15 protein-coding genes are annotated in these 16161 nt (G+C 75.2%); 9 read left to right on the forward strand and 6 right to left on the reverse strand.

Going from position 1 to position 16161, the window contains the following annotated elements:
• Positions 1-16: 16 nt before the first annotated feature.
• Both ACWGN5_RS15655 and ACWGN5_RS15660 read left to right on the forward strand, forming a co-directional pair.
• Positions 17-2035 (forward strand): prolyl oligopeptidase family serine peptidase, encoded by a 2019-nt coding sequence (locus ACWGN5_RS15655; protein WP_453515175.1) that lies wholly within the window; start codon positions 17-19, stop codon positions 2033-2035.
• The gene (locus tag ACWGN5_RS15660) at positions 2032-2967 is read left to right on the forward strand and encodes a S66 peptidase family protein (protein WP_453515176.1); all 936 of its coding nucleotides are present in this window, start codon (positions 2032-2034) and stop codon (positions 2965-2967) included. The genes ACWGN5_RS15655 and ACWGN5_RS15660 overlap by 4 nt, the downstream gene beginning before the upstream one ends.
• Before the next feature lie 135 nt (positions 2968-3102).
• On the opposite strand, the gene ACWGN5_RS15665 is transcribed toward ACWGN5_RS15660, so the two are convergent.
• On the reverse strand, positions 3103-3756 hold the full coding sequence (locus ACWGN5_RS15665) for a GntR family transcriptional regulator (protein WP_453515178.1): 654 nt from the start codon (positions 3754-3756) through the stop codon (positions 3103-3105).
• A gap of 209 nt (positions 3757-3965) precedes the next feature.
• Here ACWGN5_RS15665 and ACWGN5_RS15670 point away from each other — a divergent pair, with 209 nt between their 5' ends.
• Positions 3966-5738 carry a CocE/NonD family hydrolase gene (locus ACWGN5_RS15670; RefSeq protein ID WP_453515179.1) on the forward strand — a complete coding sequence of 591 codons (1773 nt, stop codon included), beginning with the start codon at positions 3966-3968 and terminating at the stop codon, positions 5736-5738.
• Between the two features lie 6 nt (positions 5739-5744).
• Here ACWGN5_RS15670 and ACWGN5_RS15675 read toward each other — a convergent pair whose 3' ends face one another.
• Both ACWGN5_RS15675 and ACWGN5_RS15680 read right to left on the reverse strand, forming a co-directional pair.
• Entirely contained in the window at positions 5745-6833 is a 1089-nt protein-coding gene (locus tag ACWGN5_RS15675; protein WP_389233218.1) for an adenosine deaminase, read from the reverse strand.
• A 79-nt stretch (positions 6834-6912) separates the two neighbouring features.
• Positions 6913-7668, reverse strand: a complete 756-nt coding sequence (locus tag ACWGN5_RS15680; RefSeq protein ID WP_453515181.1) for a GntR family transcriptional regulator — start codon at positions 7666-7668, stop codon at positions 6913-6915.
• 189 nt (positions 7669-7857) lie between these two features.
• Here ACWGN5_RS15680 and ACWGN5_RS15685 point away from each other — a divergent pair, with 189 nt between their 5' ends.
• The 3 genes from ACWGN5_RS15685 (at position 7858) to ACWGN5_RS15695 (ending at position 9359) form a co-directional block, all read left to right on the forward strand.
• Entirely contained in the window at positions 7858-8112 is a 255-nt protein-coding gene (locus ACWGN5_RS15685) for a lipopolysaccharide assembly protein LapA domain-containing protein (protein ID WP_453515183.1), read from the forward strand.
• On the forward strand, positions 8109-8459 hold the full coding sequence (locus ACWGN5_RS15690) for a hypothetical protein (RefSeq protein ID WP_453515184.1): 351 nt from the start codon (positions 8109-8111) through the stop codon (positions 8457-8459). Before ACWGN5_RS15685 ends, ACWGN5_RS15690 begins: the two co-directional genes overlap by 4 nt.
• Positions 8460-8816: 357 nt before the next feature.
• Entirely contained in the window at positions 8817-9359 is a 543-nt protein-coding gene (locus ACWGN5_RS15695) for a GNAT family N-acetyltransferase (RefSeq protein WP_453515185.1), read from the forward strand.
• On the opposite strand, the gene ACWGN5_RS15700 is transcribed toward ACWGN5_RS15695, so the two are convergent.
• On the reverse strand, positions 9356-9688 hold the full coding sequence (locus ACWGN5_RS15700; RefSeq protein WP_453515187.1) for a DUF6204 family protein: 333 nt from the start codon (positions 9686-9688) through the stop codon (positions 9356-9358). The two genes, ACWGN5_RS15695 and ACWGN5_RS15700, sit on opposite strands and share 4 nt — an antisense overlap.
• 156 nt (positions 9689-9844) lie before the next feature.
• Between ACWGN5_RS15700 and ACWGN5_RS15705 the strand changes: the two genes are divergently transcribed.
• On the forward strand, positions 9845-11800 hold the full coding sequence (locus ACWGN5_RS15705) for a DUF5107 domain-containing protein (RefSeq protein WP_453515189.1): 1956 nt from the start codon (positions 9845-9847) through the stop codon (positions 11798-11800).
• A 52-nt stretch (positions 11801-11852) separates the two neighbouring features.
• Here ACWGN5_RS15705 and ACWGN5_RS15710 read toward each other — a convergent pair whose 3' ends face one another.
• Complete coding sequence (locus tag ACWGN5_RS15710) at positions 11853-12689, reverse strand: methyltransferase domain-containing protein (RefSeq protein ID WP_453515191.1); 837 nt, start codon at positions 12687-12689, stop codon at positions 11853-11855.
• Between the two features lie 90 nt (positions 12690-12779).
• Positions 12780-13295, reverse strand: coding sequence for an N-acetyltransferase family protein (locus ACWGN5_RS15715; RefSeq protein ID WP_453515193.1), 516 nt, complete (start codon positions 13293-13295; stop codon positions 12780-12782).
• Positions 13296-13620: 325 nt separating this feature from the next.
• Here ACWGN5_RS15715 and ACWGN5_RS15720 point away from each other — a divergent pair, with 325 nt between their 5' ends.
• Entirely contained in the window at positions 13621-14838 is a 1218-nt protein-coding gene (locus tag ACWGN5_RS15720) for a sulfite oxidase (RefSeq protein WP_453515195.1), read from the forward strand.
• 82 nt (positions 14839-14920) lie between these two features.
• A complete protein-coding gene (locus tag ACWGN5_RS15725; RefSeq protein ID WP_453515197.1) occupies positions 14921-16150 on the forward strand; it encodes an aminotransferase class I/II-fold pyridoxal phosphate-dependent enzyme in 1230 nt (409 codons plus the stop codon).
• Positions 16151-16161 lie beyond the last annotated feature (11 nt).

Consider the following 16161-nt stretch of genomic DNA (forward strand, 5'->3'; position numbering starts at 1 on the left):
AGGGGGAGACAGGCCCATGACAGGCGGAGACGGCATGCCCACGACCACGGCCGGGTACGGCAGTTGGCCGTCGCCCGTGAGCGCCGCGCTCGCCGCCGCGCGCGACGGGCGACCCGAGTACCTCGGCACCGTCGGCGACGAGCTGTGGTGGACCGCGCCCCGGCCCGAGGAGGGCGGCCGGCGCGCCCTCGTCCGGCGGCGCGCCGACGGCACCGAGGAGGGCCTGCTGCCCGCCCCGTGGAACGTCCGCAGCCGGGTGATCGAGTACGGCGGGCAGCCCTGGGCGGCGGTCGCGCGCCCGGCGGACGGACCGCTCGCCGTGTTCTGCCACTTCCCCGACCAGCGGCTCTACGCGTACGAACCCGATGCCCCCGGCGCGGAGCCGCGGCCGCTCACCCCGGTCTCCGCCGTCGGCGGCGGACTGCGCTGGGTGGACCCGGTGATCCACCCGGAGCGTGGCGAGGTCTGGTGCGTCCTGGAGGAGTTCACCGGCCCCGCGCCGACCGACGTGCGTCGCGTCCTCGCCGCCGTGCCCCTCGACGGCTCGGCCGCCGAGGACCGCACCGCCGTCCGTGAACTCTCCGACGGGCGGCACCGGTTCGTGACCGGACCCAGGCTCTCCCCGGACGGCCGCCGGGCCGCCTGGCTCGCCTGGGACCACCCCCGGATGCCCTGGGACGGCACCGAGGTCCTGCTCGCCGAGGTCACCCCCGACGGCGCCTTCGGCGAGGCCAGGACCGTCGCCGGGGGGACCGCCGAGTCGATCCCGCAGGTCGACTGGGACGCGGCCGGCCGACTGCTGTTCGTCAGCGACCGCACCGGCTGGTGGAACCTCTACCGTGCGGAGGCGACCGCCGACGGCGTCCTCGCCGAACCCGAGGCGCTCTGCCCCCGCGCCGAGGAGTTCGGCGGCCCGCTGTGGAAGATCGGACTGCGCTGGTTCACGCCCCTGGAGAACGGGCTGATCGCCGTCGTCCACGGCCGGGGCACCACCACCCTCGGGATCCTCGACCCCGAGCGCCGCGCCCTCGTCGACGCGGGCGGGGACCGCACCGAATGGGCCTCCACCCTCGCCGCGCACGGCACCCGCGTGGTCGGCGTCGCCGCGGGACCGCACCGCTCCTACGAGCTCGTCGAGCTCGACACCCGCACCGGCCGCAGCCGCGTCGTCGGCGCCGCACACAGCGACGCCGTCGACCCCGCCCACCTCCCCGAGCCCCGGATCCGCACCTTCACCGGCCCCGGCGGCCGGGAGATCCACGCACAGGTCCACCCGCCCCACCACCCCGGCTTCACCGGGCCCGAGGGCGAGCTGCCGCCCTATGTGATCTGGGCGCACGGCGGGCCCACCGGGCACGCCCCGCTCGTCCTCGACCTGGAGATCGCCTACTTCACCTCACGGGGCATCGGCGTCGCCGAGGTCAACTACGGCGGCTCCACCGGCTACGGCCGGGAGTACCGGGAGCGGCTGCGCGAGCAGTGGGGCGTCGTCGACGTCGAGGACTGCGCGGCCGTCGCGGCGGCGCTCGCCGCCGAGGGCACCGCCGACCCGGCCCGGCTCGCCGTGCGCGGCGGCAGCGCGGGCGGCTGGACGACCGCCGCGTCCCTCGTCTCCACCGACGTGTACGCCTGCGGCACGATCATCTACCCCATCCTCGACCTGCGGGGCTGGGCCACCGACGAGACCCACGACTTCGAGTCCCAGTACCTCCACGGACTGATCGGACCGCTCGACGAGGTGCCCGCCCGCTACAAGGAGCGCTCGCCCATCGAGCACGTCGACCGGGTCACGGTCCCGTTCCTGCTGCTCCAGGGCCTCGACGACGTCATCTGCCCGCCCGCGCAGGCCGAGCGCTTCCTCGCCCGCACGGCCGGCCGGGGCGTCCCGCACGCCTACCTCGCCTTCGAGGGGGAGGGGCACGGCTTCCGCAGGGCCGACACCATGATCCGCGCCCTGGAGGCCGAACTCGCCCTGTACGTAAGGACCTTCGGGATCGAACGCCCGGACGTGACGGATCTGGAGTACCGCACGTGACCCCGGTGGACGCCCTGGCCCGGGCCGAGCGGCTCGCGCCCGGGGCACGGGTCGCGGTCGTCGCCCCCAGCGGGCCCATACCCGAGGAGCGGCTCACCGCCGGGCTCGGCATCCTGCGCGGCTGGGGCCTCGAACCGGTCGTCGCCCCGCACGTCCTGGACGCCCACCCCACCCTCGGGTACCTCGCCGGGGCGGACCGGGCGCGGGCCCGCGACCTGACCGAGGCCTGGTGCGACCCCGCCGTCTCCGCCGTGCTCTGCGCGCGCGGCGGCTTCGGGGCCCAGCGCATGGTGGACCTGATGGACTGGACGGCGATCCGGGCGGCCGGGCCCAAGGCGTTCGTCGGCTACAGCGACGTCACCGCCCTGCACGAGGCCTTCGCCGTCCGCGCGGGCTTCGCCACCCTGCACGGGCCGATGGTCGCCGCCGCCACATTCCTCTCGGACGCCACCACCCAGGAGTCGCTGCGGGCCACCCTCTTCGCACCCGAGACCGTCCTGACGCTCGCCCCGAAGACGGCACGGGCCCTGGTGCCGGGCCGCGCCCGGGGCGTGACGCTCGGCGGCTGCGTCAGCCTCCTCGCCGCCGACCTCGGCACCCCGCACGGACGGCCCTCGGCGCGCGGCGGGCTGCTGCTCCTGGAGGACGTGGGGGAGGAGCCGTACCGCCTCGACCGCATCCTCACCCAACTCCTCCGCTCCGGCTGGCTGGACGGGGTCGCGGGCATCGGCCTCGGCTCCTGGGAGGAGTGCGGCCCGTACGAGGAGGTGCGCGCGGTCCTCGCCGACCGGCTCGGCGGCCTCGGCGTGCCGGTCCTGGAGGAGATGGGCTTCGGACACAGCCCGACCGCCCTGACCCTGCCGCTCGGCCTGCCCGCCGTCCTCGACGCGGACACGGGCACGCTCACCCTGGACGCACCGGCCCTGCGCTGAAGGGGCCCCTGTCCGTACGACACCGGTCACCGCGTCGGAGAGCTGCGGGGCGAACCGGTGCGCCAGACCCGCGCCCGCCGCGCCCACGGCCCACGCCGGTGGGATCGCGACCCGCCGCCGGCGACGCCCGGAGGGTTACTGCTCCGCCGTCCTGCGCTGGTGCGCGGCGGCCTCGTCCCGGCTCGTCTCCAGGTGGCGCAGGGCCAGCTTCTCGACGCGCTCCACGTCCCGCGCCTCGATCCCCCGGTACAGCTCCGCGTGCTCCTCGGCGACGACGGTGAAGTCGTCGTGCTGCCCGAGCATCCAGCGCATCCGGCTGCGCAGGGTCGCGTTGAGCTCGCTGAGCAGCGCGTTGTCCGCGAGCTCCGTGACGGTCTCGTGGAAGTCGGCGGCCGCCCGGCGTGCGGCCGGGCCGTCGCCCTTGGCCGCCGCCGCCAGTTCGGCGTCGAGGTCGGCGCGGAGCTTGGTGAGCCCCGCCCGGGTGCGGCGCTGCGCGGCGAGCCGGAAGCCGAGGACCTCCAGGGCGGACCGGACCTCGCCGAGGTCCGCGATGTCGGACGCGCTGAACTCCCGGACCACGGCCCAGGTGCGCGGCCGCGGCGTCACCAGGCCCTCCGCGACCAGGTCCCGCAGGGCGTCGCGGACGGGCAGCCGGCTCACGTCGAGCTCGGCCGCGATCTCCCGCTCCACCAGCCGGCTGCCGGGTGCCCGGGTCCCGTCGATGATCTGATCGCGCAGCGCGCGCGTCACCCGCTCCGATTCGGGTCTGAATTCCTCAGCGCCTGTCATGCCGCCATTCTCCCATCGAGGAGTGGGCGGCGGTCCGCGGACCCGGCTGCCGGGGCGGTCCGCGCCGCCTTCACTGAATCTGCGTCAACAACCTTCGTCCGGTGCGTTGACGTGCCTATGACACGTGTCACAGCATGGGCGCTGCCCGGGTACCTACCAGTCGGTAGGTACCCGGGTCTCTCGGCGTCGTCCTCAGCGTGGAGGTCTCTGTGTCCCGTGCCGTGCCCCGATCCCGCAAGGTCCTCGCGCTCGCGGCCGGTGCGGTCGCGCTCGCCGCGCCCCTCGCCCTCGCCGCGCCCGCCGCCGGCGCGGAGCCCGAAGCTGCCCCGTACACCGTCACCCCGCTCCGGTTCACCGTCGAGGCGGGCGGCCGGAGTTGCACCGTGGACGCCGACCTCTACCGCCCGGCCGGCGTGGACGCCGCGCACCCCGCGCCCGCCGTCCTCGCCACCAACGGCTTCGGCGGCAGCAAGAGCGACGGCTCCACCGCCGCCATCGGCAAGGCCTTCGCCGAACGCGGCTACGTCGGCCTCGTCTACTCCGGCCTCGGCTTCGGCAAGTCCGGCTGCCTGATCTCCCTCGACACCCCGGAGGGCGACGGCCGGGCCGCCGCCCGCCTCGTCGACTTCCTCGCCGGCAGCCGCGCCGCCGACGACGGCACCCGCGCCGACTTCGTCACCCGGGACGGCGCGGACGACCCGCGCGTCGGCATGATCGGCGGCTCTTACGGCGGCGCCGTCCAACTCGCGGCCGCCTCCGTCGATCCCCGTATCGACGCCCTCGTCCCCCTCATCACCTGGAACGACCTCGCGTACGCGCTCGCCCCCAACGCCGCCGACCGGAACACCCCCGGCGTCTTCAAATGGCAGTGGGCCAACGGCTTCTACCTCATCGGCGAGGGCCAGCCCCTGCTCTCCCCGTCGCTCGACCCCAGCCGGATCAACTCCCTCGGCTGTCTGCACTTCGTCACCGACGCCTGCGACACGATCAAGCTGCTCAACTCCGGCCGCTACCCGGCCGCCGCGAGCGAGCGGATGCTCGCCTACGCCCGCAGCGTCTCCCCGGTCTCCTACCTCGACCGGATCACCGCCCCCACCCTGATCGTCCAGGGCCAGTCCGACAGCCTGTTCAACCTCAACGAGGCCCGCGCCACCTACGACCGGCTGCGCGAGCGGGGCATCGACACCCGGATGATCTGGCAGTCCTGGGGCCACAGCGGGGGACAGCGGCCGGGCGAACTCGACCTCGGGAACCCCGAGGGAAGCTACGTGGGGCAGCGCGTCCTCGCCTGGTTCGACCGGTACCTCCGGAAGAACGCCGCCGCGGACACCGGCCCCGCCTTCGCCTGGTACCGCGAGGGGCGGAGCGGCTACGGCACCGCCGACCGGGTCCCGGCGCTCAGCCAGAAGCTGTACCTCTCCGGCGACGGCAAGCTCGTCGACAACCGTACGAAGGTCGCCCGCGGCTCCCGCCTGTACAGCAACTGGCTGGTCCCGACCAGCCATTCGGAGTCCTCGCTCGCCGGCATGATCGGGCTCCCCGACCCCCGCCCGTACGACACCCCCGGCACCTACCTCGGCTGGACCAGCGCCCCGCTCACCGAGCCCGTCGACCTCGTCGGCGCACCGAGGGCGACCCTCCAGGTCGTCTCCCCGGCCACCGAGCGGGTCCAGGAATCGGGGGACGCCGCCGACAAGCTCGTCCTCTTCGCCAAGCTGTACGACGTCGCCCCCGACGGCACGAAGACCCTCGTCAACCGGCTGGTCGCGCCCGTACGCGTCCCCGACGTCACCCGCCCCTTCACGGTCGAGCTGCCGGGCATCGTGCACCGCTACGAGACCGGCCACCGGCTGGAGTTCGTCGTCGCCGCGAGCGACACCGCGTACTCCGGCAACCGCGGCATCAAGCCGGTGACCGTCGTCAGCGCCCCCGAGTCCACGGGGACGCTCTCCCTGCCCCTGGTGGAGGGCAGGGTCCGATAGGAGGTCCTACAGCGCGGCGTACCCCGGGCGGACCACCTCGTCGACGAGCCGCTGCCGCTCCGGCAGCGGCAGGAACGCGGCCTCCAGGGCGGCGACCGTGAACTCCTCGAAGACCTCCGGGCCGTACCCGAAGGCGTCCACCATGTGCTGGAACTCCTCGCTCATGGTGGTGCCGGAGACCAGCCGGTTGTCGGTGTTCAGCGTGATCCGGAAGCCGAGCCGGCGCAGCTCGTCGATCGGGTGCGAGGCGTAGTCCTTCGCGGCGCCCGTCTGCAGGTTGGACGTCGGGCAGACCTCCAGGGCGATGCGGTTGTCCCGGACGTACGAGGCGAGCCGGCCCAGCGTGCCGTCCTCCGCGATGTCGTCCGTGATCCGCACGCCGTGACCGATCCGCTCGGTGCCGCAGACCTGCACGGCCTCGTGGATCGACTCCGCGCCGACGGCCTCGCCGGCGTGGATCGTGTAGTGGCAGTTCTCCCGCTTCAGGTGCTGGAAGGCGGCGAGGTGGCGGGCCGGCGGGTTGCCGATCTCGCCGCCCGCTATGTCGAAGCCGGCCACGCCGTTGTCCCGGTGCGCGACCGTGAGCTCCGCGATCTCCAGGGAGCGGTCGGTGTGCCGCATGCCGGTGAGCAGCGTACGGACGGTGATCCGGCCGCCGGTGCGGCGCTCGCCCTCGCGGAAGCCGTCGTTGACCGCCACGACGACCTCGTCGAGGGTGAGACCGCCCTCCAGGTGCTGCTCGGGTGCGTAACGGATCTCGGCGTAGACGACGCCGTCCGCCGCCAGGTCCTCGGCGCACTCGGCCGCGATGCGCGTGAGCGCCTCGCGCGTCTGCATGACCGCGCAGGTGTGCGCGAAGGTCTCCAGGTAGCGCTCGAGCGAACCGGAGTCGGCGGCGTCCCGGAACCAGACCGCGAGCTCGGCCGGGTCCTCGGTCGGCAGCGCGGTGTAACCGCACTCCCGCGCCAGCTCGACGATGGTCGCGGGACGCAGCCCGCCGTCGAGGTGGTCGTGGAGGACGGCCTTGGGGGCCCGGCGGATCCACTCGGAGACGGTGGCGGCGGCAGGCGTGGCAGGGTTGTCAGACAAGTGCATGGCGGGGAAGTGTACGCCAAGGCCGGGCCCGGTGCTGTGACGGACCTGGCAGGCCCCCCGCGGGCCCCTTCTCCCGGCCTCAGTGCGACTGCAGCACCGGCAGCGCGGGCGTGCCCGTCGGGAGCATGTGCTTGGCCGCCAGGACCGGCGTCTCGCCGACCCGCACCACCTGGGTGACCAGGACCGCCGGGGTGTCCGCCGGGCGGCCCAGCTGCTCCCCGCGCCGCCGCCCGAGCAGCGTCGCCGTGATCCCGCTGTGCGCGCTCAGGGCCGTCTCCCGCGAGGCCGCGACCAGGACCGCGAGCATCGAGACCGCGCCCCCGGCGTCCGCCGCCGCCTCCCGCAGGGCCCGCCCGAACTCCGGGTGCACCCGGTCGAGCAGCTCGTCCGGCGCCGCCCACTCGTGGCTCAGCGCCGCCGCCGCGCCCTCCCCGGTCAGGACGGACTCCCAGAACCGCAGCTCGGCGCGGGCGGGCGCGAGCAGGTGCTGGGTGGTGAAGTCGGTCGGCTCCTCGACGGTCCGCACCAGCGCCCGCACCCGCAGCGGGGCGCCCGCGCCGATCAGCTGCTCCAGCGGCTGGACGTGCTCGAAGCCCCGCCGGGGCGGACGGTCGTTGACGGTGCGGCCCACCCCGCGCCGTACCGTGAGGACGCCGTCCTCCTGGAGCAGCAGCAGGGCCTCGCGCAGGGCCGGCCGGCTGACGCCCAGCTCGGCGGCGAGCTTCGGCTCGGAGGGGAGCGTGGAGCCCGGCGGGTAGGTGCCGTCGTGGACGGCGTCCGCGATCCGCTCGTAGAGCGCCACGACCGGTCGCCGCCGCTGTCCGCTGACCGCCACGGCCCCTCCTCGTCTCGTCCCCGGCCTGCTCTCCGCCGGTCTGCGCACCACGGTAGTCGGCCCACGTTGTCTGACAAGTCACCCGTACGGCTCTCCTCGCCGTCACGGGCGGGCGCCGCGCGTCCCATTCTGGTCCCACGGCTGTGGCCGGGTACGACCGACGGCACGACGGAGGAGAGGGGCCGGGCAATGAGTCCGAAGCACACGCCACGGACAGCGGGCGGGGACACGTCGTCCCGGTTCGCCGGCGCCTTCACCCCGGGCCGGATCGCGATGATCGCGGTCGCGGTCCTCACCCTGGTCTTCATCTTCGAGAACACCCGCGAGGTGAAGATCCGCCTGCTGATCCCCGAGGTCACGATGCCGCTCTACGTGGCCCTGCTCGTGGCCGCGCTCCTCGGCGCCGCCTGCGGCTACTACGTCGCGGCCCGGAGGCGGAAGTGAGGCGGGCCGCCGTCGTCGTCGGCGGCGCGGTCCTCGCCCTCGCGGCCCTCGCCGCCTCCTCGGCGGAGGAGGCGGCGGCACCCGACGACGAGGCCGGGACACGGCCGATGCCCGACTTCCTCGACCGGGGCCTGTGGCGGGTCTTCACCCGTCTGCCCCGCCGCACCCGGCTCGACGTCCACGACGTGAGCGGCCGGGACCGGCGGGTGCTGTGGCCGCCGCGCTGGCAGGTCTGCACCCAGTACCCGGCGGCGGGCACGGGCCTCGACCGGCGCACCACGGTCATGATCGGAGTCGTCCGGAAGGGCGAGACCTGCCCACCCCGCGTCCGCGACGCCCGCCGCTGACGCCCCCGCCGCCGTGTGGGCCCGCGCCTGCTGCCGTGTGGGCAATCGTCCCGCAGGGCGGGACGGGTGGGCACACGGGACGGCGCGCCCAGCGGCGCCTCCGCGTTCCGCGCCTTGGCCCGCACCACGACGACGGCGCCACCAGGGGTGCGGGTTCAGGCTCGGGAGCCTCGGGCGCCGGCAAGGGCGCCGTTCCGTGTGCCCACCCTCCCCCAAGCTCTCGGCTTCGCTCGAGCAGGGGGGACCCCCACGCCCCTTGCGGAACGCATGCCCACAACGAGGGGTGGGCACGGCCCCTTGCGGAACGCCTGCCCACAACGGGGGGCGGGCGCCGCTCCCGCCGCATAGCCTGGCCCCATGGCCGACGATCATGGTTCGTACCTCGCCGCCGGGCCCCGCGTGGGTCTGCGGTCCTTCTCCGTGGCCGATGCCGAGGAGTTCACCGCGCGTGCCCGTGAGAGCCGGGAGCTTCATCACCCCTGGCTCTTCCCGCCGTGCACGCCCGAGGCGTACGCCGCTTACGCCGGCGCCCTGACCGGCGACCCCGCCCGCGTCGGCTTCCTCGTGTGCGAGCGCGGCGAAGCCGGCGGGATCGCCGGCTTCGTCAACATCAACAACATCGTCCGCGGCGCCTTCCGCAGCGGCGCACTCGGCTACGGCGCCTTCGCGCACGCCGCCGGACGCGGACTGCTCACCGAGGCCCTCGGCCTGGTCCTGGCCCACGCCTTCGGGCCCCTGGAACTGCACCGCCTGGAGGCGAACATCCAGCCCGGCAACACCGCCTCCCGCGCCCTCGTCCGCCGCGCCGGCTTCCGCCTGGAGGGCTTCTCGCCCGCGATGCTGCACATCGACGGAGCCTGGCGCGACCACGAACGCTGGGCCATCACGGCCTCCGACTAGCGCTTGCGGTTGATCTTCATCGTGTCGAGGTCCGTCACCGTCGACCGCAGCGCCTTGTACCCGTGGCCCAGCTCCCCGAGCGCCCTCTCCACCCGGTCCTCGGCGATCGCGCCCGCCATCTCGTCGCCGTCCTCGGCGTCCGAGACGACGACCAGGCGGTACGAGAAGGCCTTCAGCGTCCGGTCGTAGGCCAGCGAGCCCTCCTCCGTGAACTGCATCGCCGCCATCCCGTGGTCCTCCACCTCGGCGAGCAGCCGCGCCCGGCTCTCCTCCGACAGACCGTCGAACGTGCCGCGCACGATGACCCGGTAGGTGTGCTGCGTGCCCATTCCTCGTACTCCCTGTGCCCTTGTGTCATGGTTCCGACCGGTCACCCTACGGCCGCGAGCGCCGCCTCCGCCCGGAATATCCGCGCACCGGTGCCGGACGCGGAGAACCGTGGAGAACCCCTGGTCAGGACCGGCTCCGGCGTGTTCCATGGATCAATGACGACCGTACGACGTGCCGTACTGACGCTGCCCGCGGCCCCGTTGGGCCCGGACAACCCTCTCCCCGCACTGCGGGCCCCCGCCGGTGCCGGGGCACACGCGGTCGACGCGCGGACCCTCGCGGAACTCCCGCGCGACATGGCCCGGGGCATCGGACGGGCACCCCTGCGCAGCCTGCTCCCCGCCCCCGTGCGCGACGGCTACGGCCGCGAGCGCACCCCCGCGGACCTCGACACGATCGTGATCGAGAACGACCGGCTCCGGGTGACCGTGCTGCCCGGCCTCGGCGGCCGCGTCCACTCCCTGCACCACAAGCCCACCGGACGCGAACTCCTCTACCGCAACCCCGTCCTCCAGCCCGCCGCCTTCGCCCTCAACGGCGCCTGGTTCTCCGGCGGCGTCGAGTGGAACATCGGGGCCACCGGCCACACCACCCTCTCCTGCTCGCCCCTCCACGCGGCGACCGTCCGCGCCCCCGACGGCGGCCCGATGCTCCGCCTGTGGGAGTGGGAACGGCTGCGCGACCTGCCGTTCCAGGTCGACCTGTGGCTCCCGGAAGGCTCCGACTTCCTCTACGTCGGCGTCCGCGTCCGCAACCCCCACGAGCGGACCGCCCCCGCCTACTGGTGGTCCAACATCGCCGTCCCCGAGGAGCGCCGGGTCCTCGCGCCCGCCGACGCGGCCTGGCACCACGGCTACGACCGCGGCCTGACCCGCCTCCCCGTGCCCGTCACCGAGGACGGCACCGACCGCTCGTACCCGCTGAACGGCGCCCACGCCGCCGACTTCTTCTACGACCTGCCCGAGGAGCAGCGCCGCTGGATCGCCGCCCTCGACGCGGACGGCCGCGGACTCGTCCAGACATCCACCGACGCGCTGCGCGGCCGCAAGCTCTTCCTGTGGGGCACCGAGCGCGGCGGCAGGCGCTGGCAGGAGTGGCTGACCGAACCCGGCACCCCCGGCTACGCCGAGATCCAGGCCGGACTCGCCCGCACCCAGCTGGAGCACCTGGAGCTCGCGGGCGGAGCGGAGTTCAGCTGGCTGGAGGCGTACGGACCCCTCGCCGCCGACCCCGCCACGGCGCTCGGCGACGACTGGGCCGCCGCCTGCGCGGACGTCGAACACCGGCTGGAGGCGGCGCTGCCCCGCGCCGCCGTCGACGCCGCGTACACCGCCTGGCGCGAGGAGGCGGCCGACGCCGAGCCGGAGACCGTCCTCGCGGCCGGCTCGGGCTGGGGAGCGCTCGAAGTCCTGCGCGGGGGACACGCGTTGCCCGGTACGCCCTTCCCCGAGTCGACGCTGGGCCCGGACCAGGAACCCTGGCGGGAACTCCTGCGCACCGGCGTCCTGCCTCCCCCGGCGAAGGGCGCGGGACCGGGCGCGCCGCTGGTCGCCGCGCCCTGGCGGGACATGCTGGAGACCGCCCCGGCCGACCCGTCCACCGAGTACCACCTCGGGATCGCCCAGTGGCACGCCGGGGACCGCGCCCAGGCGGTACGGAGCTGGGAGCGCGGACTGCGCGGGGCGGAGGTGCGCTGGCCGCTGCTGTACTGCCTGGCCGTCGCCGACCGGGAGGACGGTCACCCGGAGCGGGCCGCCGAGCGGTTCGCGGAGGCCTTCGCCGACCACGAGGACCGGGACGGCGGCGAGGCCGTGGCCGTGGCGCTGGGCCGGGAGGGCGTGGCGGCGCTGCTCGCCGCGGGCCGGGCCGCCCGGGCCCGGGAGCTGTGGGCGCGTCTTCCGGACGGGGTCCGGGGGAGGGGCGCGTTCCGTCTCCTGGAGGTCCGGATCCTGCTCGCCGAGGGCCGGCCGGGCGAGGCCCGCGCGGTCTTCGACGAGGGCTTCGAGGTCGCGGACCTGCGCGAGGGCGCGGAGATCCTCGGCGAGGTCTGGGCGGAGCTCACCGACGAACCGCTGCCGGACGCCTACGAGTTCCGGATGCGCCCGAGCTGATGCGCGGGTGCGGGCCCGCCCGGAACGCCGGCCGGGCCCCAAGCGCTCCGGGTCAGGACACCCGGCACAGGATCTCGCCGTGCGGGACCATGAACCAGGCGTCCTCCTGCTTGCCCCACTCCCGCCAGGCCTCCGCGATCGACGCCAGTTCGCCGGCGGTCGCGTGCCCGCCCTCGACGGCCTGGTCGGCGTAGCCGGAGGCGGTCGTACGGTCCGCCCACATGCCGCTCCACCAGTCCCGCTCCTCCGGGGTGGCGAAGCACCAGGTGCCGGCCGTCGTCGTGACGTCGGTGAAGCCGGCCTGCCGGGCCCAGGAGAGCAGCCGCCGTCCCGCGTCCGGTTCGCCGCCGTTGGCGCGGGCGACCCGGTGGTACAGGTCCAGCCATCCGTCCAGCGCGGGCCGCTCGGGGAACCAGGCGAAGGCCCCGTAGTCGCTGTCGCGGGCCGCGACGACCCCGCCGGGCCGGCACACGCGCCGCATCTCGCGCAGCGCCTGGACGGGGTCGCCGACGTGCTGCAGCACCTGATGGGCGTGGACGACGTCGAAGGAGTCGTCGGGGAAGTCCAGTGCGTGGACGTCGGCGACCGCGAACTCGACGTTCTCCAGGCCGCGTTCGGCCGCGACGGCGCGGGCCTTGGCCAGCACGTCCTCGGCCGCGTCGACCGCGGTCACCCGGCCCGGCGCGACCAGCGCGGCCAGATCGGCGGTGATGGTGCCGGGCCCGCAGCCCACGTCCAGGACGTCCAGGCCTGCGTGCAGTTCGGGCAGCAGGTAGGCGGCGGAGTTGGCGGCGGTCCGCCAGCTGTGCGAGCGCAGGACCGACTCGTGGTGGCCGTGCGTGTAGACGGCGGTCTCATGGGCCGCGGGCTGCGCGGAGGCGTGCGTCATCGAAGCGACTCCCTCGGTGTGGGTGCGTGCCTCCACCGTACGCACGTCGGCCGAATGATGAGATCCATGTCTTGGGATGTGGACACTCGGTCACTTCAACAGGTCGCGCCGGTACCGGAGTTCCTCTAGCACCCTCCCGCCCGTCTCCTCCCGCACCGTCGTCCCGTCCGGCCGCCACCCCGCGGCCTCGTAGAACCTCCGCGCCCGCGCGTTGTCCGCGAAAACCCACAGCGCCGCCGCCTGGAACCCGGCCGCGGTGAGCGCCTTGGTGGACGCGGCGAGGAGCGCCCGGCCGACGCCCGTGCCCCACACCTCCGGCAGGGCGTACAGCGCCGCGAGCTCGGCCGTGGTCTCGGCCGCGAACTCCCCGTCCGGCCAGGCCCGGAAGCAGGAGAACCCGACGAGCCGCCCGTCGTTCGCCGCCACGAGCACCGTGGGCCGGTCGGGGGCCGTGAGACGGGCACGCCAGGTGGCGGCGCGCTCGTCGACGTCCAGGGCGTCGAGGTACGGGTCGGGGACGAGGTCGCGGTAGGCGGCCTGCCAGGACAGGACGTGAACGGCGGCGAGTGCGGCCGCGTCCTCGGGCAACGCTTCACGTATCGGCATGCGCCATTCTGTCCCCGCGCGCGCCCCGGCCGCCTCCGCATTCCCGCGGCCCCGGTGCCTCGGCGTCGTCGACCGGACGAACGGCCTCCGGCGCCTCGGCCCTCGCCCTGACGGAAGGGCCCCGGTGCCTCGGCCGTCGCCCCCGATGATCGGGCCCCCGTGCCTCGGCCCTCGCCCTGACGGACGGCCCCCGGCGCCCCGGCCGTCGACCTGACGAACCCTCGTGTGACAGCCCCGTGAACGGACCGTCCCGGACGCCCCCGCGCCCCTAGGGTGGGCCCGCCGCCGCCCGGCGGTCCGTCTCTCCCACGTGCCGAGGAGTCCCGTGCCGCACTCGCCCGCGCCCGCCCGCCGCTCCCTCCTGAAGCTGCTCGCAGCGGGTCCGGCGGTGTCCGCCCTCGGCGGGCTCGCCACCGCCGCCCCCGCGTACGCCGATCCCTTGAACGTCGGGGCGGGCTCCGCGCCCGGCATCGTCAAAGCCCTCCCGCCGGAGTACTTCACGGTCCGCGGCACCAACGCCGAGGCGCGCTTCGACAACCTCGCCGACACCGGCCTCCTCACCCCCGCCGACCGGTTCTTCGTCCGCAACCACACCTCCACCCCCGTCCTCGACGCCTCCGACTGGCGGCTGACCCTCTGGGGTGACGGACTCCACGGCCGCACCCCCGTCACCTTCACCTACGGGCAGCTGCGCGACCTGCCCTCCGTCACCCGGACGGCCCTGATCGAATGCGCCGGGAACGGCCGCAGCCTCTACGCCACCCAGCAGGGCGAGCCGGTCACCGGCACCCCCTGGACCCTCGGCGCCGTCGGGGCCGCCCGCTGGCGCGGGGTCCGCCTCGCCGACGTGCTCCGCAGCGCCGGGATCGCCCACGACGCCGTCGACGTCCAGCCGCGCGGCCTGGACGACCCGTACGTCTCCGGCGGCGTCGACCACGGCCGGGTCCGCCGCCCGCTGCCGGTCGCCAAGGCCCTCGACGACGTGATCCTCGCGTACGAGATGAACGGCGAGCCCCTCCCGTACGACCACGGCCACCCCGTCCGGCTCGTCGTGCCCTCCTGGGTCGGCATCGCCTCCATCAAGTGGCTCGGCGACATCGAGGTCTCCACCAAGCCGCTGACCTCGCCCTGGTCCACCTCCTGGTACCGCCTCTTCGGCGACGCCCACCCCGCCGGCGGCAGCGCGCCGATCACCCGCCAGACCCTCAAGTCCGCCTACCAGCTGCCCTTCGGCGCCACCCTGGAGGCCGGCCGTCTCCACCGGCTCACCGGCCGCGCCTGGTCCGCCCTCGCGCCCGTGCGGACCGTGGAGGTCTCCACCGACGGCGGCGCCCACTGGCGGCACGCCCACCTCCACGACACCCCGCGCCGCGACGGCTGGGTCCGCTGGAGCGTGCCGTGGCGCCCGCACACCACCGGGCCGGCCACGCTGCTCTCCCGCACCACCGACGCCGCCGGCAACACCCAGCCCGAGCGGGCCGTCCACAACACCCAGGGGTACCTCTTCAACGCGGTCGTGCGTCACCCGGTCACCGTCGTCTGAAGGGGCGGAAACGCCCGAACCTTCGTATAAAGGGCACGGGGGTGCCTGCCCGGCGCCCCCGTGCGCTCAGGAGGTACGGGACATGCGGCAGACGGCTCCGGAAGGCCGCGGCCCGGTGCGCTACGGACCACCCGCACCCGACACCGGCCTCCCGGTGCTGCCCGGACTCGCCGGGCTCCTCGCCGCGGCCGCCGGACGCGCCGCCCCCGAGCCTCCCGGCGGCGGACCCGTCCTGCGCGAGGCCGCCGCCGGCTACTGGTGGCGCCGCGGCCTGCGCACCCACCCCGAGGACGTCGTCGCCGCCCCCGGCGCCCCCGCCCTCCTGCTCGCCCTGATCGCCGCCCACGGCGGCGACCTCCTGCTGCCCCGCCCCTGCCCCGCCTGGTGGACCCCGCAGGCCCGCCTCCTCGGCCGCCCCGCCTACCACGTGCCGACGCCCGCCGAGGCCGGCGGCGTCCCCGACCCGTACGCCCTCCTGGAGACCGTCCGGCGGATCCGAGCCGAGGGCGGCGACCCCCGGGTCCTGCTGATCTCCGTCGCCGACGACCCCACCGCGACCGTCGCCCCGCCGGAACTCGTCCGCGAGGCCTGCGAGGCCGCGGTCGCCGAGGGCCTCCACGTCATCAGCGACGAGACCTGGCGCGACACCCTCCACCACCACGACACCGTGCTGCTCAGCCCCGCCGAGATGTGCCCCGACGACGTCACCGTCCTCACCGACCTCGGCGGCGCCCTCACCCCCGCCGCCTGGCCCTGCGCCGTCGCCCGCTTCCCGCCCACGGACCCGTCCCGCGCCGACCGCTGGACCGACCCCCGGGCCCGTGTCCTCGACGTGCTCACCGCCCTCGGCGCCCTCGTCCCCGGGCCCGTCGCCCCCGCCGTGGCCCACGCCCTCGACGAACCCGAGGACGTCACCGTACGGGCCCGGCGCGCCGCCACCGTCCACGGACTGCTCGCGACGGCCGCGTACCGCGCCGTCCTCGACGCGGGAGCCCTCGCCCGGCCCCCGCAGGCCGGCCGCCACCTCTACGCCGACCTCGGCCCGCTGCGTGCCGGGCTCGCCGCCCGGGGCGTCACGGACTCCCTGGAGCTGGAGAGCCACCTCACCGAGCGGCTCGGCGCCCCGGCGACCGGCGGCCACCGCTTCGGCGACGAACTCGGCGCGCTGCGCGTCAGGTTCGGCACCGGCATGTTCCTCGGCGCGGGCGAGGAGGAGCGCGCCGAAACCCTCGGAGCCGCCGAGCCGGTGGAACTTCCCCATGTGGCACGGGCGTTGGAGGAGTTCGGGGGAGCCCTGGAGGAACTCCGATGAGAGCGAGGACG

It is taken from the genome of Streptomyces sp. NPDC055815 (assembly GCF_053616475.1).

Bases quoted from the DNA above. Each gene is read 5' to 3' on its own strand.
- ACWGN5_RS15700 (WP_453515187.1), bottom strand. From the start codon at position 9,688: ATGGGCACGCAGCACACCTACCGGGTCATCGTGCGCGGCACGTTCGAC.
- ACWGN5_RS15710 (WP_453515191.1), bottom strand. From the start codon at position 12,689: ATGACGCACGCCTCCGCGCAGCCCGCGGCCCATGAGACCGCCGTCTAC.
- ACWGN5_RS15665 (WP_453515178.1), bottom strand. From the start codon at position 3,756: ATGACAGGCGCTGAGGAATTCAGACCCGAATCGGAGCGGGTGACGCGC.
- ACWGN5_RS15655 (WP_453515175.1), top strand. From the start codon at position 17: ATGACAGGCGGAGACGGCATGCCCACGACCACGGCCGGGTACGGCAGT.
- ACWGN5_RS15695 (WP_453515185.1), top strand. From the start codon at position 8,817: ATGGCCGACGATCATGGTTCGTACCTCGCCGCCGGGCCCCGCGTGGGT.
- ACWGN5_RS15705 (WP_453515189.1), top strand. From the start codon at position 9,845: ATGACGACCGTACGACGTGCCGTACTGACGCTGCCCGCGGCCCCGTTG.
- ACWGN5_RS15725 (WP_453515197.1), top strand. From the start codon at position 14,921: ATGCGGCAGACGGCTCCGGAAGGCCGCGGCCCGGTGCGCTACGGACCA.
- ACWGN5_RS15685 (WP_453515183.1), top strand. From the start codon at position 7,858: ATGAGTCCGAAGCACACGCCACGGACAGCGGGCGGGGACACGTCGTCC.
- ACWGN5_RS15715 (WP_453515193.1), bottom strand. From the start codon at position 13,295: ATGCCGATACGTGAAGCGTTGCCCGAGGACGCGGCCGCACTCGCCGCC.
- ACWGN5_RS15675 (WP_389233218.1), bottom strand. From the start codon at position 6,833: ATGCACTTGTCTGACAACCCTGCCACGCCTGCCGCCGCCACCGTCTCC.